The following is a 20,665-nucleotide window of genomic DNA, read 5'->3' as shown; positions in this document are numbered from 1 at the left end:
TTTCTGCGCAACTTGTTGTCTTCTCAGCACATTACTGCTTGCTCTGGTCAGCCATAATATTGATAATAAGAATCATTGTTATATCAATTATTATTAATTTTTATGCGTTATACGGATAGCAGAAAACTCACGCCTGAAACGGATGCCAATCACAAAACCGCTTCCCCGCAGCCTATTCGGCGAATTTCCAGCCAGACACTGTTAGGTCCGGATGGCAAACTGATTATCGATCATGACGGGCAAGAATATCTGCTCCGTAAAACTCAGGCTGGCAAGCTGCTGTTAACTAAGTAGCCTTTAACTCGAGCAGCTGACTTCCAGCCGTTTACCCCAGTCAGGTGGACGACTGACATAGTCATCAGCTCTGTCGCTGAAAGGATTTCGCAACGCCTCATGCAGGCGGTGCAATTCCGTCATATCACCCTTTTCTGCCGCTTCAATCGCCCGTTGCGCCAACCAGTTGCGCAACACCAGAGCTGGGTTAACGCTTTGCATCAGTTGCTGACGCTCAATATCGCTAACCTCGTCTTGTTGCAAACGCCTCCGATAACGGGCAAACCAGTCATCAAATGCCGCACGATCAATAAACTCATCACGTAGCGGTGACGCCGCGCTGTGCTGCTCGGTCAGACTCAGCATGCGGAATGTGCGGGTATAATCGCTGCGCTCTCGCGCCATCAGACTGAATAATTCATTCAGTAGCGCGTTATCCTCTTTTTGCTCCGTCATGAAGCCCAGTTTCTGCCGCATCCGTTGTCCATAATGCGTCAACAAAACCTGCTGATAGCTGTCCAGGGCCTCATTCAGGGCATCTACGGCAACAAATGGTGACAATGTCTGCGCCAGACGCTGTAAATTCCACAACGCGACAGCAGGTTGATTATCAAAGCTATAACGCCCTTGATGATCCGAGTGATTACAAATAAAACCGGGTTCGTAATCATCAAGAAAACCAAACGGCCCGTAATCAAGCGTCAGCCCCAGCAGCGACATGTTGTCGGTATTCATCACCCCATGAGCAAAGCCGACCGTCTGCCATTGGGCAATTAACGATGCGGTACGTGCGACAACATCGGTAAACCAGAGACGGTATTTGTCCTCATCATCTGCAAGATGTGACCAGTAATGACGAATGGCAAAGTCAGCTAACTGACGAACCTTTTCCGGCTCGCGGCGATAGTAAAAATGTTCGAAATGACCAAAGCGCAGATGACTTGGTGCCACACGTATCAGCATCGCGCCTGGCTCCACCGTTTCCCGATACACTGGCGAATCGCTGGTGACGATACTTAACGCGCGGGTCGTCGGAATGCCCAGATAATGCATCGCCTCACTGGCGAGACTTTCTCGTATCGTCGAACGTAAAACCGCCCGTCCATCACCCATTCGCGAATAAGGCGTCAGGCCAGCACCTTTCAGATGCCAGTCCATTGTAGTGCCATCAGCAAGCAGTTGTTCGCCGAGTAAAATGCCGCGCCCATCACCCAGTTGGCCCGCCCAGACGCCGAACTGATGACCACTGTAAACCTGCGCCAGTGGTGACATACCAGGCAGTAGGGCTTCGCCGCCCCAGACACCTGCGCCATTTTTAAACAGCGACGATGGAATACTCAGCGTGTTAGCCAGTTCGGTATTATGCCAAATCAGCCGGGCATTATTTAAAGGCGTAGGAGAAAGTGCTGTATAGGTTTCTGGCAATTCATCGCGCCAGCGGGTAATAAAAGACAGGGTCATAGATCCTCCTGTTTGATAGTGTAGACGGTTACTCTCGTCTTAAACACCAGCAAACAGAAGGGTTATCGCTGAACCAACGTCGTTATCTGATTTATGGGAACGGCAGGCCACAGGCATCCCTGGAGAGCATGGAAATCGAAGGGGGTAATCTGTGCCAATATTTCTGCCGTATCAATGCCTCCCGCAATGATGCAATTGCAACAAGGGGAAATTTGCGACTGGATCGCACGAATAAACGGTTCGAAGGAGCGGTGCGTGATTTGTTGCTGAATAAAACTTTTATCCAGCATGACGCGGGTGAAAAGACCATCAAAAACCGCTTTCATTGTGCTATTGCCTGCTCCCAAATTACCTAACACAAGGGGATACACTTGCGATAAGGATAAAAGACCGCGATTATCTTTTCCTTCATTGAGATGCGGGTAATTCTCATTAATCAACAGTTCAATAAACGGATATTTTAATAGTTCGCCTGCGTAATTATCCCTCTCTAATAATAATGTAGCCACTTGTGGCGTTAAATTAAGCCAGGCAAAGAGTTTATGTTGAATAAAAAAATGTTGGCATGATTTTAGTAATTCCAACTGCTCTGAAAATAATTGCCAATGTTGCTCCTCGGTAAGTTGCGCTATAACCCGACTCGTCGGGATACGAACCGTACCATCTTCACTGGAGAAATGGGTAATTAACTCAACGCCGACAAGGTCTTGCTGGTTATCTCTTATCGGCAGGAAATAGCAATCAGAATGATAAAGATTCTCCAAAAAAATCTTCATGGTAACCGTCCCTCTCGAAGGATGTTTTTCAGTATCCGGCTAAAAGGGATGAGGCCATAAGACATAACAATTACATAAGGAGTAACTTTCATTTGTTCCATGTTAACCACTTTTTCAGGGGTCCTTTTTTTAGATTATCCTGATTATAAACGAATAATCCATTTACGGAATTTTTGTCTGCAAAATACTACTGTATTCAGGAGTAAATGGACGGCGATGTATCATCGCCGTCCATTTTTCGACATACTAAATTCGTCTCGCCTGCCAGAAATTTTTCTGCCAATAGACATTATCAAGTGAGGAACGCATCACTCCCTTGCTGGTAGAGGCGTGGATAAATTGGTTGTTGGTATCGTAAATACCTACATGCAAACCATTTTGTCCGGAACCCGTTTTGAAAAAGACCAGGTCACCAGGCAGCAACTCGTCTTTATCAATTTGCGTGCCGATAGAGGCTTGTTCTTTGGTTTCTCGGGGCAGCTGCAAATCGAAACGATCGCGCATCGTTACAACCACAAATCCCGAACAGTCCACACCGCGCCGCGTCATGCCACCATAACGATACGGCGTGCCATGCCAGCTTTGTAGCTGGTCGTTCAAACCGGCAATAACGGTAATCGAATCAGAAAGTCTGGCATTTGGCGGCGGTGCTTTATGGTGGCTACACCCGGCCAGAAACAGTGCTGTGATCAAAATAAGGCAGAAACGCATTCCGTACGGTTCCTCTGTTTTTTATTCTTGCATTAATTTAGCGTCGTAATTACCCGATTTTCAAGATACTAATGAAATCAGATGGTCGAAATCAGCATTCTGTGACCTTCGATATCCAGACGGCGAAAATTCATCCCATAGGCCTGCGCCAGATTTGGCGGCGTGAGCACCTCTTCTCTGCGTCCACTGGCCAGCATTTTTCCACCTTTTAGCAACCACGCCCGATGCGCATGACGCAATGTGTGGTTGAGATCGTGACTGCTCATCACAATCGCCAGTCCTTGCTGACACAGAGCGCTCAGAATTTTGTCTAACGCACTTTGTTGCGCAACATCAAGACTGTTCATCGGCTCATCAAGAAGCAGCAATTGACCTGCGGGATTGGCTTGTGGTGTGATTTGCAGCACCACCGCAGCAAGACGTACGCGTTGCCATTCACCGCCGGAAAGTTGATTGGTGCTACGTCCGAGTTTGTCATCAAGAGCCAGCGCCCCTGCGACATCATTCAGTAGTTCGGTACGCGTTTTATCGTGCTGATGCAGTGTCAGGTAGTGCCAGACCGGCATTGCAAACGGCGGCGTCTGCTGTTGTGAAAGGTAGGCGCGATGCAGCGCGAGTTTTGTTGCGGACCATGCTTCCAGTGGTTGCCCCGCGAACTGAATGCTTCCCTTACCGCTGGTCATTCCGGCCATTCGTGCAAGCAAGGTACTCTTACCCGCGCCATTCGGCCCCACCAGGTGCAGGATCTCCCCAGCCCGAACCTCGCCAGAAAGCGGCCCCAGGCGGGTAGTTTCCGCAACATCCTGTAACTGCATCACAATAGACATTATTTTGCCAACGCCAGTTTAATGCTTTCCATCACAATGGGATCTTCAGGCGTCATATCCGGGGAAAAACGCTGGATGACCAACCCGTCCCTGCCAACTAAAAATTTCTCAAAATTCCATAAAATATCATCAGGGTACAGCGGTGCACGACCTTTGCTGACCATACGGGCATAGAATCCGCTCTCTTCCGGCGCGACTGCGGTCGGCGCTGCGGCAATCAATTTTTGATACAGCGGATGGCGTCCTTCGCCATTAACTTCAATCTTACTGAACATCGGGAACGTCACCCCCCATGTGGTGGTACAGTAAGTTTTAATCTCTTCATCGCTGCCCGGTTCTTGTTCCAGAAACTGGTTGCACGGGAATCCCAGCACCACAAAACCTCGATCGGCCCAGGCTTTCTGAATATTCTCCAACTGCTCATATTGCGGCGTTAAGCCACACTTTGAGGCGACATTGACAATCAACAGCACATTACCAGCGTACTTCTCCAGCGTGGTCACTTCACCGTCGATATCTTTCACTACGGTCGTCAGAATGGAATCTTGCATCGTTTCTCCTGGGTGTGGTCAGTAAAAATCTTAGCTTTTAATCATAGACCGTCTTTTTGCGGCTAACGTCTTGCTTTTAACAATAACCAGATAAACACCGGCGCACCCAACGTTGCGGTGACCACGCCAATAGGCAGCTCTGCGGCAGCTAATGCCAGGCGCGCTACAATATCGGCCAGCAGCAATGCGCTCGCCCCTGCCAGCGCGCAGCCGGGAAGTAATACGCGATGATCGGTTAAACCACACAACCGAAGAATATGTGGGATCACCAGACCAATAAAGCCGATAGCACCCGCCAGCGCCACACTGACGCCAACCATCCAGCCGGTCGCGGCCACCAGCACATTGCGCCAGAACCACAGGGGTAAACCCAGTTGCCGCGCCGAGATCTCGCCAAGTGCTAACATATTCATCGGCCTGGACTGACAACAGATCCACAACAACACGGGGATCAATGCCAGCATCAGCCAGCTTTGCCGCCAGTCTACGCCGCCAAAACCGCCCATCATCCAGTACATCAGCTGACGTAAATCAACAGAGGTGGAAAAGTAGATAGCCCACGTCATTAGTGCGCTACAGATAATCCCTAATGCAACGCCAGCCAGCAATAACCGACTGGTCGAAAGATGACGACGGGCGAAACGTAAGAGTATTAAAGTGATGATAAGCGCGCCAGCAATCGCACACAGCCCTAGCGCCCAGTTGGGGAGTTGCCCTTGCCCAAGCAATACCGCGGCGATAAGCCCCACGCCTGCGCCGTTAGAGACGCCAAGTAGTCCAGGTTCTGCCAGTGGATTTTCAAACAACGCCTGCATTACAGCGCCGGATATAGCCAGCGCCGCACCAACCAGCAATACAGCCAGCGTACGTGGCAGGCGAATTTGCCAGACGAACAGTTCGCCACGAGGAGTAAACCAGTCACCTGGCGAGATCCATTGTTCACCGGCGCAAAGGCTTAAGAGAAGCGCCAGCAGCATCAAAACTGACAGGCATAATAACCAGCGAATATTTTGTCGCTGTTGTTGGCGGGCAAGTGTCAGCATGGTATCCGTTCTGCTGAAGTGTCATGGCGTTGATTTTACGGTGACTCTTCGACAGTGAAAAGAAAAAAGGCCGCAGAGCGGCCTTTTTAGTTAGATCAGATTACTCGTCTTTGGGCGAAGCGTTTTCGACCCGGCTTTTTAACTTCTGCCCGGGTCTGAAGGTCACCACGCGCCGTGCTGTAATGGGAATATCCTCGCCCGTTTTCGGGTTACGTCCCGGGCGTTGATTCTTATCACGCAGATCGAAGTTACCAAAACCAGAGAGTTTCACCTGTTCGCCGTTTTCCAGAGCGCGACGGATCTCTTCGAAAAACAGTTCAACCAGTTCTTTGGCATCCCGCTTGCTAAGCCCAAGCTTATCAAACAGATATTCTGACATTTCAGCTTTTGTAAGCGCCATAGGTTCAATCCCTCAATGATGCCTGGAATCGCTCTTTTAATGCCTCTACACATTTGGCGACGGTAGCGGCAATCTCCTCTTCTTCGAGTGTACGGCTGGTATCTTGCAGGATCAGGCTTATGGCGAGGCTCTTATACCCCTCCGCAACACCCTTACCGCGGTACACGTCAAATAAGTTTACGCCAACTACCTGATTTACGCCAACTTTCTTACATTCGGATAAAATATCCGCTGCGGGAACGTTTTCTGCGACCACCACCGCGATGTCACGACGGTTCGCCGGGAAGCGAGAAATCTCGCGCGCCTGAGGCACCACGCGGTCTGCGAGCTTGTTCCACTCCAGTTCGAACACCAGAGTGCGACCGTTAAGATCCAGTTTACGTTCCAGTTCAGGATGAACAACCCCAACAAAACCAATACGTTCACCTTTCAGATAAATCGCTGCGGATTGCCCCGGATGCAGTGCCGGATTCGCTTCTGCACGGAACTCAACCTCATTCAGTTTACCGGTCAGGTCGAGAACGGATTCAAGATCGCCTTTCAAATCATAGAAATCAACGGTCTCTTTTGCCAGGTTCCAGTGCTCTTCGTAACGGTTACCGCAAATCACACCGGCTAACATCAGATCCTGACGAATGCCCAACGGTGCCTGAGTATCTGGTACGAAACGCAGACCGCTTTCGAAAATGCGCACACGGTTCTGCTGACGGTTCTGGTTGTACACCACGGTTGCCAGCAGGCCGGTCCACAGAGAAAGACGCATTGCTGACATTTCAACAGAGATCGGGCTTGGCAGCAGTAAGGCTTCAACGCCTGGATGGATCATCTGCTGCACTTTCGGATCAACGAAGCTGTAGGTGATCACTTCCTGATAGCCTTTGTCGTTGAGCAGCGTTTTCACGCGCTTGAGCGACAGGCCAGCTTCACGGTGAGTACCCATAATCAGGCTTGCCTGTACCGGCTCATCCGGGATGTTGTTGTAGCCGTAAACACGCGCGACTTCTTCGACCAGATCTTCTTCAATCTCCATATCGAAACGCCAGCTCGGCGCAACTGCCTGCCACTCGTCTTTGCCTTCGGTCACTTCGCAGCCGAGACGACGCAGAATGTCAGTTACCTGCTCATCCGCAATATGATGGCCGATCAGGCGATCCAGTTTGCTACGACGTAAAGTGATGGTTGCACGCTTCGGCAGCGTTGCTTCGTTGGTGATATCAATTACCGGACCAGCCTCACCACCGCAGATGTCGATCAGCAGACGGGTCGCACGTTCCATCGCTTTGTGCTGCAGTGCCGGATCAACGCCACGCTCATAACGGTGAGACGCATCAGTATGCAGGCCATGACGACGAGCACGACCGGTGATAGACAGCGGGCTGAAGAAAGCGCATTCCAGCAAGACGTTTTGCGTTTCGTCATTCACGCCAGAGTGTTCGCCACCAAAGATGCCGCCCATCGCCAGCGCCTTGTTGTGGTCGGCGATGACCAGAGTGTCAGCATTCAGCTTCGCTTCAGTGCCATCAAGCAGTACCAACGTTTCGCCCTCTTTCGCCATCCGCACCACAATGCCGCCTTCAATGCGATCTTTATCGAAAGCGTGCATCGGCTGGCCCAGTTCGAGCAGTACATAGTTGGTGACGTCAACAACTGCATCGATAGAACGGATCCCGCAACGACGCAGTTTTTCTTTCATCCACAGCGGAGTTGGCGCTTTAACGTTAATGCCTTTTACCACACGGCCAAGATAACGCGGGCAGGCTTCCGGCGCTTCGACTGTAATCGGCAGCGTGTCGTCGATGGTCGCACCAACCGGAACGATTTCCGGTTCAACCAGCGGCAGCTGATTCAGCACGGCAACGTCACGCGCAACACCAATGATACCTAAACAGTCGGCACGGTTTGGCGTCACGCTGATTTCGATGGTGTTGTCATCAAGTTTCAGGTATTCACGGATGTCGGTGCCAATCGGCGCATCCGCAGGCAGCTCGATAATGCCGCTATGATCGTCAGAAATTCCCAGCTCAGAAAAGGAGCACAGCATCCCTTCAGACGGTTCACCACGCAGTTTCGCCGCTTTAATTTTGAAATCACCCGGCAGAACAGCACCAATGGTAGCTACCGCCACACGCAGGCCCTGACGGCAGTTTGGCGCACCGCAGACGATGTCCAGCAGGCGATCGCCGCCAACATTCACTTTTGTCACACGCAGTTTGTCAGCGTTCGGATGCTGCGCACACTCAACCACTTCACCAACGACCACGCCGTGGAAGCTACCGGCAACCGGTTCTACACCGTCAACTTCCAGGCCCGCCATAGTGATTTGATTCGCCAGCGCATCGCTATCAATCGCCGGGTTCACCCATTCGCGTAACCACAGTTCACTGAATTTCATAATCTATTCCTGCCTTATTTAAACTGTTTGAGGAAACGCAGATCGTTTTCGAAGAATGAACGCAGGTCGGTGACGCCGTAACGCAACATAGTCAGACGCTCCATCCCCATCCCGAAGGCGAAACCAGAGTAAACTTCCGGGTCGATGCCAACGTTACGCAGCACGTTCGGATGCACCATCCCGCAACCCAGCACTTCCAGCCATTTACCGTTTTTACCCATGACGTCAACTTCTGCAGAAGGCTCGGTGAACGGGAAGTAGGAAGGACGGAAGCGAATCTGCAAATCTTCCTCAAAGAAGTTACGCAGGAAATCGTGCAGAGTGCCTTTCAGGTTGGTAAAGCTGATGTTGGTATCAACAATCAGACCTTCCATCTGATGGAACATCGGCGTGTGAGTCTGGTCGTAGTCGTTACGATAAACGCGGCCAGGCGCGATGATACGAATCGGTGGCTGCTGGGCTTTCATGGTGCGGATCTGTACGCCAGAGGTCTGGGTACGCAGCAGGCGGGTAGTGTCAAACCAGAAAGTGTCGTGGTCAGCGCGCGCCGGGTGGTGACCAGGAATGTTCAGAGCATCGAAGTTATGATAATCGTCTTCGATTTCCGGCCCGGTTGCCACGGTAAAGCCAAGCTCACCGAAGAAACTTTCGATACGGTCGATGGTACGGGTAACCGGATGCAGACCGCCGTTTTCAATGCGACGACCTGGCAGGGAGACATCAATCGTTTCCGCCGCCAGACGCGCATTCAGTGCAGCGCTTTCCAGTTCCGCTTTACGCGCATTCAGCGCCTGCTGAACCTGCTCTTTCGCTTCGTTGATAACCGCACCAGCTGCCGGACGCTCTTCTGGCGGCAGCTCACGCAGGGTCGTCATCTGAAGGGTTAAGTGCCCTTTTTTACCCAAATATTCGACGCGCACATTATCTAACGCGGCAACATCTGACGCCTGGCTAATGGCCGCCTTCGCACTGGCAACCAGTTCTGCGAGATGTGACATGGTTTTCCTCATTGTGTCAGTGGTGACACTGGTTCGTTGGACTTAGAGCCTATCCCATCAGGCTATTTTACTTGCCATTTTGGTCCCGGGCAGTGCTCGAAATTCTCACGTACTTAAATACGCTCCGGTTTCTCCGCGCTGGCCGTGTCCAGACTGGCTGCGACAATTACACCTGATGAGACAGGCTTTTTATTTTTCAAAACGCGCATACAAAAAAAGCCTCCACTGGGAGGCTTTCAGGCGCTGTTTTCCGTTTCTCTTCTCACGCGCTAGCCTCCTGGATTCAGGTGCTAAAGTAAAAAAAGAAGCGGAAAATAGCAGCATTCATTGCTTGCGTTACCTTTTGGTACTCTTCAAAAGACCTTTATTGAAAAGGCTACGGCGATAAAAGTCAATGTTTTGATGGCGTTGAAACGAAAAGAGGGAGACTAGCTCCCTCTTTCAACTGGCTTATGCCAGAGCTGCTTTCGCTTTTTCAACCAGAGCGGTGAACGCTACTTTGTCGAATACTGCGATATCAGCCAGGATCTTACGGTCGATTTCAACAGAGGCTTTTTTCAGGCCATTGATGAATTTGCTGTAAGAAATACCGTTCTGACGTGCTGCTGCGTTGATACGCGCAATCCACAGTTGACGGAACTGACGCTTACGTTGACGACGGTCACGGTAAGCATACTGACCAGCTTTGATAACAGCCTGGAAGGCAACGCGGTATACGCGAGAACGCGCACCGTAGTAGCCTTTAGCTTGTTTCAAAATTTTCTTGTGACGTGCGCGTGCAATAACACCACGTTTTACGCGAGCCATATGTGCTCTCCTGTATCTATATTCTAATTAAAAAGTTAAAAACGTTAACGGCTTATGCGTACGGCAGGCACGCGATTACCAGGCCCAGATCGCCTTTGGAAACCATGGCTTTCGGACGCAGGTGACGTTTACGTTTGGTCGCTTTTTTGGTCAGAATGTGACGCAGGTTAGCGTGCTTGTGCTTAAAACCACCTTTACCGGTTTTTTTGAAGCGCTTAGCAGCACCGCGTACGGTCTTAATTTTTGGCATTTTAATAACTTCCACTTCGCATTGTTAATAAACGAAACAAAGGCGAACAAAGCCTGTGAAGCCCGAAGGCTCCACAGACAGTGCTACTTGAAGGCCTTACTGTTTCTTCTTAGGAGCGAGCACCATGATCATCTGGCGGCCTTCGATCTTCGTTGGGAAGGATTCGACCACTGCCAGTTCTTGCAAATCGTCTTTCACGCGATTAAGCACTTCCATACCGATTTGCTGGTGCGCCATCTCACGACCGCGGAAACGCAGCGTGATTTTGGCTTTATCACCCTCTTCGAGAAAGCGAATCAGGCTGCGGAGTTTTACCTGATAGTCGCCTTCATCTGTACCAGGACGGAATTTAATTTCCTTAACCTGGATAACTTTTTGCTTTTTCTTCTGTTCCTTAGAAGACTTGCTCTTTTCATAGAGGAATTTGCCGTAATCCATTATACGACAAACCGGCGGCTCGGCGTTAGGGCTGATCTCGACTAAGTCTACTCCGGCTTCTTCTGCTTTCTCCAGAGCTTCTCTCAGACTCACAATACCAAGCTGCTCGCCTTCCAGACCTGTTAAGCGAACTTCCTGGGCGCGAATTTCGCCATTGATACGGTTAGGGCGCGCCGTTTGAACTCGTTTTCCGCCTTTAATACCTTATTCCTCCAATTGTTTAAGACTGCGGCTGCGAATCTCTTGTTGCAGCTTCTCGATCACTTCATTTACGTCCATGCTTCCCAGGTCTTTACCACGGCGGGTGCGAACGGCAACTTTGCCTGATTCCACCTCTTTATCACCACAGACCAGCATATATGGGACGCGACGCAAAGTGTGCTCGCGGATTTTAAAGCCAATCTTCTCATTTCTCAAGTCTGCTTTAACACGAATGCCCGCATTTGATAGTTTTTGCGTCAATTCGTTAACGTATTCAGACTGTGAATCGGTAATATTCATGATAACAACCTGAACTGGCGCAAGCCAGGTCGGGAAGAAACCAGCGAATTCTTCGGTCAGGATACCGATGAAACGTTCCATCGATCCCAGAATTGCGCGGTGAATCATTACCGGTACTTTACGTTCATTGTCTTCGCCTACATAAGAAGCGCTCAGACGAGAAGGCAAAGAGAAGTCCAGCTGTACTGTACCGCACTGCCATGCACGATCGAGGCAGTCATACAGGGTAAATTCAATTTTCGGACCGTAGAAAGCGCCTTCACCCAGTTGATATTCAAACGGGATGTTGTTTTCTTCCAGCGCAACCGCCAGGTCCGCCTCAGCACGATCCCACATTTCATCACTGCCAATACGTTTTTCAGGACGAGTGGAGAGTTTGACGACGATCTTCTCGAAGCCAAAAGTGCTGTACATATCATAGACTAAACGGATACATCCGTTAACTTCATCGCGAATTTGTTCTTCAGTACAGAAGATATGCGCGTCATCCTGGGTAAATCCACGCACGCGCATCAGGCCATGCAGCGAACCTGACGGCTCATTACGGTGGCAGCTACCAAACTCGGCCATACGCAGCGGCAGATCGCGATAAGACTTCAGCCCCTGGTTGAAAATTTGTACGTGACCCGGGCAGTTCATCGGCTTAATGCAGTATTCACGGTTCTCAGAAGACGTGGTGAACATTGCATCTTTGTAGTTGTCCCAGTGACCGGTTTTTTCCCACAGGACACGGTCCATCATGAACGGACCTTTAACTTCCTGATACTGGTACTCTTTCAGTTTAGAACGAACAAACACTTCTAGTTCACGGAAGATGGTCCAGCCGTCGTTGTGCCAGAATACCATACCCGGCGCTTCTTCCTGCATATGGTACAGGTCGAGCTGTTTACCGATTTTACGGTGGTCGCGTTTCGCGGCTTCTTCCAGGCGCTGCAGGTAAGCGTTAAGCGCTTTTTTGTCTGCCCACGCCGTACCGTAAATACGTTGCAACATTTTGTTGTTGCTGTCGCCACGCCAGTAAGCCCCTGCCGTTTTCATTAGTTTGAAATGATGGCAGAAACGCATGTTCGGTACGTGCGGACCGCGGCACATATCGACATATTCTTCATGGAAGTACAGACCTGGCTTGTCATCATGGGCGATGTTTTCGTCAAGAATGGAGACTTTGTAGCTCTCCCCACGGTTGGCGAAAGTTTCACGCGCTTCGTGCCAGCTGACTTTCTTCTTAATGACGTCGTAGTTTTTCTCAGCAAGCTCATGCATCCGCTTCTCGAGTGCTTCGACATCTTCCTGGGTTAACGTGCGGTCAAGATCAACGTCGTAATAAAAACCGTTGTCAATAACCGGGCCGATTGCCATTTTGGTATGCGGCCAAAGTTGTTTAATCGCGTGCCCTAACAGGTGCGCACAGGAGTGACGAATGATCTCCAGACCTTCTTCGTCTTTGGCGGTAATGATCGACAGTTGTGCGTCGTTTTCAATCAGATCGCAAGCATCAACCAGTTCGCCATTAACGCGCCCTGCGATACAGGCTTTCGCCAGACCTGGACCAATGTCCAGCGCAACATCCATGGGGCTTACAGCGTGGTCGTAATGGCGTTGGCTGCCATCAGGAAGAGTTATAACAGGCATTTTATATCCTTATTTGCAGTGGTGACCCACACGAAAGATCACATACAAAGAAAAATTTGTTTATTAACAGTTCATTGCGAAACCATCTAGCCAACAAATGCTAAATTGGTTCGCAATCAGGTACACAAATGAAAGACATTAACCTCTCACCTTCCACCCGGTTGAGCGATGTTAACACTAAAAAAAGGGAGATTGTACCTTTCCGTTTCACATTGATTCGATTCGCAATTCGTTTGTAGTGAGTACACCAGCAAAACGCTTAAAGAACCACTGATAACATCACGGTGCGTCTGAAAGGTTTACTGCGAGCGGATTTACAGCAGCATAAACTGAATCCAGCAAAGTTCGTTGCGTGATTTGGCGGTAGTATTTTAAACGCTCATGAGATTAATGACGAAGTGGTCATATCACAATGATAAAAGTGACACAATTCTTATAACAATTTTTCGTGCACATTTCGTTCTGGCGATAATAATTAATCATCATCCTCAAAACCCCCAGATATATATAAGGCGAATAGATTATGAGTCAAAACGATATCATTATCAGAACTCATTATAAGTCTCCTCATAGATTGCACATCGATAGCGACATACCAACACCTTCATCAGAGCCTATTAATAAATTTGCGCGCCAGTTCATCACCCTACTTGATACCTCTGACTTAAGTTCGATGCTGTCATACTGTGTTATTCAGGAATTTACCGCAAACTGTCGAAAAATATCACAAAATTGTTATTCCACTGCCCTTTTTACCATTAACTTTGCCACTTCACCCATCCATGCAGAAAATATACTCATTACATTACACTATAAAAAAGATTTCATTTCCTTATTACTGGAAACCACGCCTATTAAAGCTAACCATTTGCGAAGCATACTGGATTATATTGAACAGGAACAGTTAACTGCTGAAGATCGTAACCATTGTATGAAACTGTCTAAAAAAATCCATAGAGAAAAAACTATACACCCAACAGTAAATCTCAATGGTAGTGCATGTTTTTTGCAATCTCCTTCTGACGCTATTTTTTGTCGCCATCTGTCATTGCAATACGCCCTTGATTCATTGAGAAATGGAAAAGGCAAAGTCAACCTGATTAAACATTACTCCTCCGTTGAATCCATACAGCAGCATGTCCCCTTAGTCCGGGACGCGGAGTTCAGAGCATTACTTCGCCATCCTCCTGCAGGGAGTCGCGTTATCGCGAGTAAGGATTTTGGCTTCGCTTTAGATATTTTCTTTTGTCGAATGATGGCAAACAATGTCAGTCATATGTCCGCGATTTTATATATAGACAATCATACTTTGTCAGTAAGGCTACGAATAAAGCAGTCAGTGTATGGACAATTAAACTATGTTGTGTCCGTTTACGACCCGAACGATACCAACGTTGCCGTCAGAGACACCCACAGGACAGCACGGGGCTTTCTTTCGCTTGATAAGTTCATCAGTTCAGGTCCCGATGCTCAGACCTGGGCTGATAGATATGTTCGCAACTGTGCAATTGCTATTCTGCCCCTATTACCTGTGGGAGTTCCAGGGGCTATTTTCGCGGGTATTGCATCACGAATGCCATTTGCCCCTATACATCCATCGGCAATGTTGTTAATAATGGCTACAGGCCAGACTCAACAGCTTATTACATTATTCAAACAGTTGCCCATACTCCCTGAAAAAGAAATCATTGAAATAATAACTGCGCAGAATAGCGTTGGTACACCTGCTTTATTTTTGGCTATGATGAACGGACATACTGACAACGTGAAAATATTTATGCAAGAAATTCAGTCACTGGTAGATAATCACATCATTCATGAAGATAATCTGGTTAAATTACTGCAAACTAAAAGTGCTAACGAAACACCTGGACTTTATATCTCCATGTTGTATGGATTCGATGAAATAATCGATATCTTTCTGAATGCATTAACCACTCCAATAGCACAAGAGCTTTTAAACAAAAAACTGGTGATGAGTATTTTAGCCATGAAAATACATGATGGTGAGCCAGGATTATACGCCGCAATGGAAAATAATCACCCTTTGTGTGTCACACGGTTCCTCTCTAAAATTAATGGCATCGCCTTTAAATACAAGTTGAGCAAAGCTAACATCATGGATTTATTAAAAGGAGCTACAGCACAGGGAACCCCTGCATTATACATCGCCATGAGCAAGGGTAATGAAGACGTCGTGTTATCTTATATATCGACGCTGGGTGCTTTTGCAAAAAACATTCTTTTAGTCAACATCAGTTATTTACACTATTGGCCGCTAAAAATCATGACAACATGTCAGCTGTTCATATAGCCATTCATCATAAGCATTATAAAACTGTAGAAACATATTATGCTGCTATAAATGTCATCAGCCAAAGCCTGAGTTTTAGTGCTGATGAAATAAAGACGTATTTATAACCAGCTATTTACGATATATATCGATACATAATTTTATTTTTTTCATAAAACGCAGAAACAGTGACCATGTGCACAACGCCACCCGACGGCTGTAATAACAAAAAATCCCTTGATGCCTGTCCCTTTTGTTACACTCCGTTATCACGCACAAGAGATATGCAGGACACTGGTATGCCGACTAAACGCTTTGATAAAAAACACTGGAAGATGGTGGTGGTGCTACTGGCAATCTGTGGCGCTATGTTGTTGCTACGTTGGGCAGCAATGATTTGGGGCTGAGCAGTGACAAACGAAGACAGCCAGACCGCATAACACGGTCCGGCAGATAATTTTACATGCTGTAGCCCAGCGATAAGGTTGTCCGACGATCGGTATGTTCCGGTGCAGACTCTGGAGGTTCAGAGTTCCATGTGACGTTGTAAGCCACTTTCAGTCCAAAATGTTCATTAATAGCAACATTTAATGCGCTTTCGGAGTTCAGCGTTGTGTCTTCCGCGCCAAAGACGGAAACACCCTGCGTAAATTTAGCGTTGTCAGTCAACTGCCATGCATAAGCACCGGAGGCATAGCCCAGCGGCTGAGTTTCACTGGCATTGTCGGTATATTTGTCGTAACGCACACCTGGACCGAATTCAAAGCGGAAACTGTGTACCGGGCCATTCAAAAACTGACGACCATAACCCGCGGTCAACACATCGCGCTCTCGATAGCCGTTATAACGGTCTGTCAGCCAGCTTGCCTGACCAAATAAATAGTCATAATCAGTTAAATTAAAACGGCTACGCCCGCCCGCCGCATATTTTTCTGAAGAACGCTCATCATTAGAAGAAGTATTACTGGCGTTCCCCCACAGCGACCAGGCAGTGGTTTGTCCATACCAGGTCATGGTGGTGTCAGCCGTAAGTGAGGAGCTTTTCGTATTGCCTGATTGTGCAAGATATCCTGCGTTCAGATTACCTTCGAAAGGTTTTTTAGCGCTGGCAGGATCGTCCATGACAGTAAAAACGGAATCATCGGCAGCTGCATTCAGTGACGCAAACATGCCCCCCGCCAACATAACGATGGCAGGAACTGTCTTCAAAAGCTTCATTTATCAAGAGTCCGTACAACAAAAAAAGAGACCATCGCGGTCCCGGAAACTTTCTTAAGGATCAAAGATTAGCGTCCCTGGAAAGGTAACGAATTATAAAAAGGCGCGAATAACTTAGCAATGTATTCTTATTTCATTTTTTGAATAAGCATGTAGCGAAAACAGATTTTTATTTATATATATTTATCTGCAAAATTTTAAATAAAGCTCTAATAAATCATATTGTTAATTTCTTCACTTTCGGCTGATTCGGTGCCAGACTGAAATCAGCCTATAGGAGGAAATGATGGTACGTATCTATACGTTGACACTTGCGCCCTCTCTCGATAGCGCAACAATTACCCCGCAAATTTATCCCGAAGGAAAACTGCGCTGTACCGCACCGGTGTTCGAACCCGGGGGCGGCGGCATCAACGTCGCCCGCGCCATTGCCCATCTTGGAGGCAGTGCCACAGCGATCTTCCCGGCGGGTGGCGCGACCGGCGAACACCTGGTTTCTCTGTTGGCGGATGAAAATGTCCCCGTCGCTACTGTAGAAGCCAAAGACTGGACCCGGCAGAATTTACACGTACATGTGGAAGCAAGCGGTGAGCAGTATCGTTTTGTTATGCCAGGCGCGGCATTAAATGAAGATGAGTTTCGCCAGCTTGAAGAGCAAGTTCTGGAAATTGAATCCGGGGCCATCCTGGTCATAAGCGGAAGCCTGCCGCCAGGTGTGAAGCTGGAAAAATTAACCCAACTGATTTCCGCTGCGCAAAACCAAGGGATCCGCTGCATCATCGACAGTTCTGGCGAAGCGTTAAGTGCAGCACTGGCGATTGGTAACATCGAGTTGGTTAAGCCTAACCAAAAAGAACTCAGTGCGCTGGTGAATCGCGAACTCACCCAGCCAGACGATGTCCGCAAAGCCGCGCAGGAAATCGTTAATAGCGGCAAGGCCAAACGGGTTGTCGTTTCCCTTGGTCCACAAGGAGCGCTGGGTGTTGATAGTGAAAACTGCATTCAGGTGGTGCCACCACCGGTGAAAAGCCAGAGTACCGTTGGCGCTGGTGACAGCATGGTCGGCGCGATGACACTGAAACTGGCAGAAAATGCCTCTCTTGAAGAGATGGTCCGTTTTGGCGTAGCTGCGGGGAGTGCAGCCACACTCAATCAGGGAACACGTCTGTGCTCCCATGACGATACGCAAAAAATTTACGCTTACCTTTCCCGCTAACAAAAACATTCCCCCAGCATTGGGGGAATCACCACCAACCTGTCGGCAACGCGTTTCTCCGACTATGCTCAAAAGTCATGTGATAACAAAGGGGTGAACTATGGCCAGTGGCGATCTTGTCCGTTATGTCATAACCGTCATGTTGCATGAGGATACATTGACTGAAATTAACGAGTTGAATAATTACCTGACTCGCGACGGTTTTTTGCTCACCATGACGGATGATGAGGGAAATATCCATGAGCTGGGGACTAACACTTTTGGACTTATCAGTACCCAAAGTGAAGAAGAAATTAGAGAACTGGTTTCGGGGCTTACCCAAAGTGCAACCGGCAAAGATCCTGAAATCACCATCACGACCTGGGAGGAATGGAATAGCAACAGAAAATAAATGGTTTTTGGGCAATAATCAGTCTGTGGTGTGCGTTAGCTCGTGTTTTTACACCGCATTCTTGCGCTAACCTTATGATCTGGCAGACAACATGGGAGAGACATCATGTGGCAGGCAATCAGTCGTCTTTTGAGCGAGCAGTTAGGTGAAGGCGAAATCGAACTGCGTAATGAACTGCCTGGCGGAGAAGTCCATGCCGCATGGCATTTGCGCTATGCAGGACATGACTTTTTCGTCAAATGTGATGAAAGGGAACTGCTTCCCGGTTTTACCGCCGAAGCCGACCAACTGGAGTTACTGTCGCGTAGTAAAACCGTCACCGTGCCTAAGGTTTGGGCAGTAGGCGCTGACCGTGACTACAGTTTTCTGGTGATGGATTATCTCCCACCTCGTCCGCTGGATGCGCATAGCGCATTTATTCTTGGTCAGCAAATTGCGCGTTTACATCAATGGAGTGACCAACCACAATTTGGCCTCGATTTTGATAACTCGCTCTCCACAACTCCACAGCCCAACACCTGGCAACGTCGCTGGTCAACGTTTTTTGCTGAACAACGGATTGGCTGGCAGTTGGAACTGGCAGCAGAGAAAGGGATCGCTTTCGGCAATATCGACGCCATCGTCGAGCATATTCAGCAGCGTCTGGCCTCGCATCAACCGCAGCCTTCTCTGTTGCACGGCGATTTATGGTCCGGCAACTGTGCGCTGGGTCCGGATGGCCCGTACATTTTCGACCCTGCCTGCTACTGGGGTGACCGAGAGTGCGACCTGGCGATGTTACCGCTGCATACTGAACAGCCGCCACAAATCTATGACGGCTATCAGTCAGTATCCCCGCTACCTGCCGATTTCCTTGAACGTCAACCGGTTTACCAACTCTACACGCTGTTAAATCGTGCAAGATTATTTGGCGGTCAGCATTTGGTTATTGCTCAGCAGTCATTGGATAGATTATTAGCAGCATGATATGGGTTGAGGATAATGGCCGCTCCGTGCGGCCTTTTGATTAAATAAACCCAAGCAGAGAAAAGAACACATAACCTGCAGCAATACAAATAACCGGCAGGATATATAGTGAGAAAAACTGCAGGAAAATAGTATGGTGCGGAACAACAATACGGGACTCAATTTGTTCACGCGTTAGCCCCTCTTCCCCTTTGGCTTTTTCCAGAATGAGTTGATCTTCAACACCTTCCCGCAAGAAGCGCGCCTGGCGACTCATCCGGGCACCGGAATCCTGCAACGCCAGTCCGACAAAAATCAGGATGAAAATCACCCAGAACATAACGTTCACGCCACCATTAAAATTAGGGGTCGGGGAGTTATACCAGAACAGATTCAAAAAAGGCGTATTCGCCTGCATCATATCGATCATGACATGAGTAAAGTCGAGCATGACCGCATTAATGCCTTCCTGGTTTTCCTGCCGGGTATTCATAAATTTCAGCAAAGAAATCAATGTAGAGATCAATGCAGGTATAAAAATCACCCAACCCAAAATCCTTTTCAAAACAGCAATGCGTCCAGCTTGTTGATACGTCATGAGTTCTCCTTGATTAAGACGCGTCGTTTCACTTAGTTTACCTGTAGATATCTGTTTTCGCCCATTCTTTAAAGGCGATATGATAGGCGCTTAATCATAAGCACGGCTTAATACCTTACACATAATGCTCTAAAGGAGAGGTTGTAATGTCAACCCCGCGTCAGATTCTTGCTGCAATTTTTGATATGGATGGATTACTTATCGACTCAGAACCTTTATGGGATCGAGCCGAACTGGATGTGATGGCAAGCCTGGGGGTGGATATCTCCCGTCGTAACGAGCTGCCGGACACCTTAGGTTTACGCATCGATATGGTGGTCGATCTTTGGTACGCCCGGCAACCGTGGAATGGGCCAAGCCGTCAGGAAGTAGTAGAACGGGTTATTGCCCGTGCCATTTCACTGGTTGAAGAGACACGTCCATTATTACCAGGCGTGCGCGAAGCCGTTGCGTTATGCAAAGAACAAGGTTTATTGGTGGGACTGGCCTCCGCGTCACCACTACATATGCTGGAAAAAGTGTTGACCATGTTTGACTTACGCGACAGTTTCGATGCCCTCGCCTCGGCTGAAAAACTGCCTTACAGCAAGCCGCATCCGCAAGTATATCTCGACTGCGCAGCAAAACTGGGCGTTGACCCACTGACCTGCGTAGCGCTGGAAGATTCAGTAAATGGCATGATCGCCTCTAAAGCAGCCCGCATGCGTTCCATTGTCGTTCCTGCGCCAGAAGCGCAAAATGATCCACGTTTTGTATTAGCAAACGTCAAACTCTCATCGCTGACAGAACTCACCGCAAAAGACCTTCTCGGTTAATGACCAGGGGCAGTGATCTCGCTGCCCCTGGTTCTTTATCTGAATTTGCATTCAACTGACGGATTAATCGTCAATTTAAGAGAAAGAGTTACACCGTCACCACTTCCGTGCACTGTATAAAAATCCTAT

22 protein-coding genes, 1 pseudogene and 1 other annotated feature are annotated in these 20,665 nt (G+C 48.5%); of the genes and pseudogenes, 7 read left to right on the top strand and 16 right to left on the bottom strand.

All coding sequences use genetic code 11. The features are described from left to right. Positions 1 to 102 precede the first annotated feature (102 nt). Positions 103 to 294: a hemin uptake protein HemP gene (gene hemP, locus HGD79_RS02540; protein ID WP_001270809.1), complete on the top strand. Its 192-nt coding sequence runs from the start codon at positions 103 to 105 to the stop codon at positions 292 to 294. A 3-nt stretch (positions 295 to 297) separates the two neighbouring features. Here the strand turns inward: hemP and selO are convergent, their stop codons facing one another. From selO to thrS, 14 genes are all read right to left on the bottom strand, one after another. Continuing rightward, positions 298 to 1,734: a protein adenylyltransferase SelO gene (gene selO, locus HGD79_RS02535; protein WP_063113659.1), complete on the bottom strand. Its 1,437-nt coding sequence runs from the start codon at positions 1,732 to 1,734 to the stop codon at positions 298 to 300. Positions 1,735 to 1,796: 62 nt separating this feature from the next. Continuing rightward, on the bottom strand, positions 1,797 to 2,510 hold the full coding sequence (gene ydiV / locus HGD79_RS02530; protein ID WP_063113660.1) for an anti-FlhDC factor: 714 nt from the start codon (positions 2,508 to 2,510) through the stop codon (positions 1,797 to 1,799). A gap of 246 nt (positions 2,511 to 2,756) precedes the next feature. Continuing rightward, complete coding sequence (locus HGD79_RS02525; RefSeq protein ID WP_001209780.1) at positions 2,757 to 3,221, bottom strand: NlpC/P60 family protein; 465 nt, start codon at positions 3,219 to 3,221, stop codon at positions 2,757 to 2,759. 77 nt (positions 3,222 to 3,298) lie between these two features. Further along, positions 3,299 to 4,048 carry a vitamin B12 ABC transporter ATP-binding protein BtuD gene (btuD, locus tag HGD79_RS02520; RefSeq protein ID WP_000029479.1) on the bottom strand — a complete coding sequence of 250 codons (750 nt, stop codon included), beginning with the start codon at positions 4,046 to 4,048 and terminating at the stop codon, positions 3,299 to 3,301. Then, positions 4,048 to 4,599, bottom strand: coding sequence for a bifunctional thioredoxin/glutathione peroxidase (gene btuE, locus HGD79_RS02515; RefSeq protein WP_001154187.1), 552 nt, complete (start codon positions 4,597 to 4,599; stop codon positions 4,048 to 4,050). Before btuE ends, btuD begins: the two co-directional genes overlap by 1 nt. A gap of 62 nt (positions 4,600 to 4,661) precedes the next feature. Then, positions 4,662 to 5,642 (bottom strand): vitamin B12 ABC transporter permease BtuC, encoded by a 981-nt coding sequence (gene btuC, locus HGD79_RS02510; protein ID WP_000956529.1) that lies wholly within the window; start codon positions 5,640 to 5,642, stop codon positions 4,662 to 4,664. A 100-nt stretch (positions 5,643 to 5,742) separates the two neighbouring features. Beyond that, positions 5,743 to 6,042 carry an integration host factor subunit alpha gene (gene ihfA / locus HGD79_RS02505; RefSeq protein ID WP_001229265.1) on the bottom strand — a complete coding sequence of 100 codons (300 nt, stop codon included), beginning with the start codon at positions 6,040 to 6,042 and terminating at the stop codon, positions 5,743 to 5,745. A gap of 4 nt (positions 6,043 to 6,046) precedes the next feature. Next, positions 6,047 to 8,434 carry a phenylalanine--tRNA ligase subunit beta gene (pheT, locus tag HGD79_RS02500; RefSeq protein ID WP_024230122.1) on the bottom strand — a complete coding sequence of 796 codons (2,388 nt, stop codon included), beginning with the start codon at positions 8,432 to 8,434 and terminating at the stop codon, positions 6,047 to 6,049. Positions 8,435 to 8,448: 14 nt separating this feature from the next. Then, complete coding sequence (gene pheS / locus HGD79_RS02495) at positions 8,449 to 9,432, bottom strand: phenylalanine--tRNA ligase subunit alpha (protein WP_000018596.1); 984 nt, start codon at positions 9,430 to 9,432, stop codon at positions 8,449 to 8,451. 209 nt (positions 9,433 to 9,641) lie between these two features. Beyond that, positions 9,642 to 9,766, bottom strand: a sequence feature (Phe leader region). Beyond that, a complete protein-coding gene (gene pheM / locus HGD79_RS02490) occupies positions 9,716 to 9,760 on the bottom strand; it encodes a pheST operon leader peptide PheM (protein ID WP_001386830.1) in 45 nt (14 codons plus the stop codon). (Overlaps the previous feature by 45 nt.) 116 nt (positions 9,767 to 9,882) lie before the next feature. Then, on the bottom strand, positions 9,883 to 10,239 hold the full coding sequence (gene rplT, locus HGD79_RS02485) for a 50S ribosomal protein L20 (protein WP_000124850.1): 357 nt from the start codon (positions 10,237 to 10,239) through the stop codon (positions 9,883 to 9,885). Positions 10,240 to 10,291: 52 nt separating this feature from the next. Continuing rightward, positions 10,292 to 10,489: a 50S ribosomal protein L35 gene (gene rpmI / locus HGD79_RS02480; protein WP_001124225.1), complete on the bottom strand. Its 198-nt coding sequence runs from the start codon at positions 10,487 to 10,489 to the stop codon at positions 10,292 to 10,294. A 96-nt stretch (positions 10,490 to 10,585) separates the two neighbouring features. Next, positions 10,586 to 11,128: a translation initiation factor IF-3 gene (infC, locus tag HGD79_RS02475; protein ID WP_001700733.1), complete on the bottom strand. Its 543-nt coding sequence runs from the start codon at positions 11,126 to 11,128 to the stop codon at positions 10,586 to 10,588. A 3-nt stretch (positions 11,129 to 11,131) separates the two neighbouring features. Next, positions 11,132 to 13,060: a threonine--tRNA ligase gene (gene thrS / locus HGD79_RS02470; RefSeq protein ID WP_001144202.1), complete on the bottom strand. Its 1,929-nt coding sequence runs from the start codon at positions 13,058 to 13,060 to the stop codon at positions 11,132 to 11,134. A 523-nt stretch (positions 13,061 to 13,583) separates the two neighbouring features. Between thrS and espL1 the strand changes: the two are divergent. Both espL1 and yniD read left to right on the top strand, forming a co-directional pair. Further along, a pseudogene (gene espL1, locus HGD79_RS02465) lies at positions 13,584 to 15,481 on the top strand (type III secretion system effector EspL1). Positions 15,482 to 15,652: 171 nt separating this feature from the next. After that, a complete protein-coding gene (gene yniD / locus HGD79_RS02460) occupies positions 15,653 to 15,760 on the top strand; it encodes a small membrane protein YniD (protein WP_001142445.1) in 108 nt (35 codons plus the stop codon). A 52-nt stretch (positions 15,761 to 15,812) separates the two neighbouring features. Here the strand turns inward: yniD and HGD79_RS02455 are convergent, their stop codons facing one another. Then, positions 15,813 to 16,571, bottom strand: coding sequence for a YdiY family protein (locus tag HGD79_RS02455; protein ID WP_000771396.1), 759 nt, complete (start codon positions 16,569 to 16,571; stop codon positions 15,813 to 15,815). A 286-nt stretch (positions 16,572 to 16,857) separates the two neighbouring features. On the opposite strand from HGD79_RS02455, the gene pfkB reads away from it, so the two are divergent. The 3 genes from pfkB (at position 16,858) to HGD79_RS02440 (ending at position 19,144) form a co-directional block, all read left to right on the top strand. Continuing rightward, complete coding sequence (gene pfkB, locus HGD79_RS02450) at positions 16,858 to 17,787, top strand: 6-phosphofructokinase II (protein ID WP_000251735.1); 930 nt, start codon at positions 16,858 to 16,860, stop codon at positions 17,785 to 17,787. A 100-nt stretch (positions 17,788 to 17,887) separates the two neighbouring features. Further along, the gene (ghoS, locus tag HGD79_RS02445; protein WP_000146159.1) at positions 17,888 to 18,178 is read left to right on the top strand and encodes a type V toxin-antitoxin system endoribonuclease antitoxin GhoS; all 291 of its coding nucleotides are present in this window, start codon (positions 17,888 to 17,890) and stop codon (positions 18,176 to 18,178) included. 105 nt (positions 18,179 to 18,283) lie between these two features. Beyond that, positions 18,284 to 19,144, top strand: coding sequence for a fructosamine kinase family protein (locus HGD79_RS02440; RefSeq protein WP_000267654.1), 861 nt, complete (start codon positions 18,284 to 18,286; stop codon positions 19,142 to 19,144). 40 nt (positions 19,145 to 19,184) lie between these two features. On the opposite strand, the gene HGD79_RS02435 is transcribed toward HGD79_RS02440, so the two are convergent. Next, on the bottom strand, positions 19,185 to 19,721 hold the full coding sequence (locus tag HGD79_RS02435; protein ID WP_000222172.1) for a YniB family protein: 537 nt from the start codon (positions 19,719 to 19,721) through the stop codon (positions 19,185 to 19,187). Positions 19,722 to 19,867: 146 nt separating this feature from the next. Between HGD79_RS02435 and hxpB the strand changes: the two genes are divergently transcribed. Beyond that, on the top strand, positions 19,868 to 20,536 hold the full coding sequence (gene hxpB, locus HGD79_RS02430; protein ID WP_000106834.1) for a hexitol phosphatase HxpB: 669 nt from the start codon (positions 19,868 to 19,870) through the stop codon (positions 20,534 to 20,536). Positions 20,537 to 20,665 lie beyond the last annotated feature (129 nt).

The organism is Escherichia sp. SCLE84 (assembly GCF_012584495.1).
Classification (GTDB): domain Bacteria; phylum Pseudomonadota; class Gammaproteobacteria; order Enterobacterales; family Enterobacteriaceae; genus ECMA0423.
This window is presented reverse-complemented; position numbering and strand designations above follow the sequence as displayed.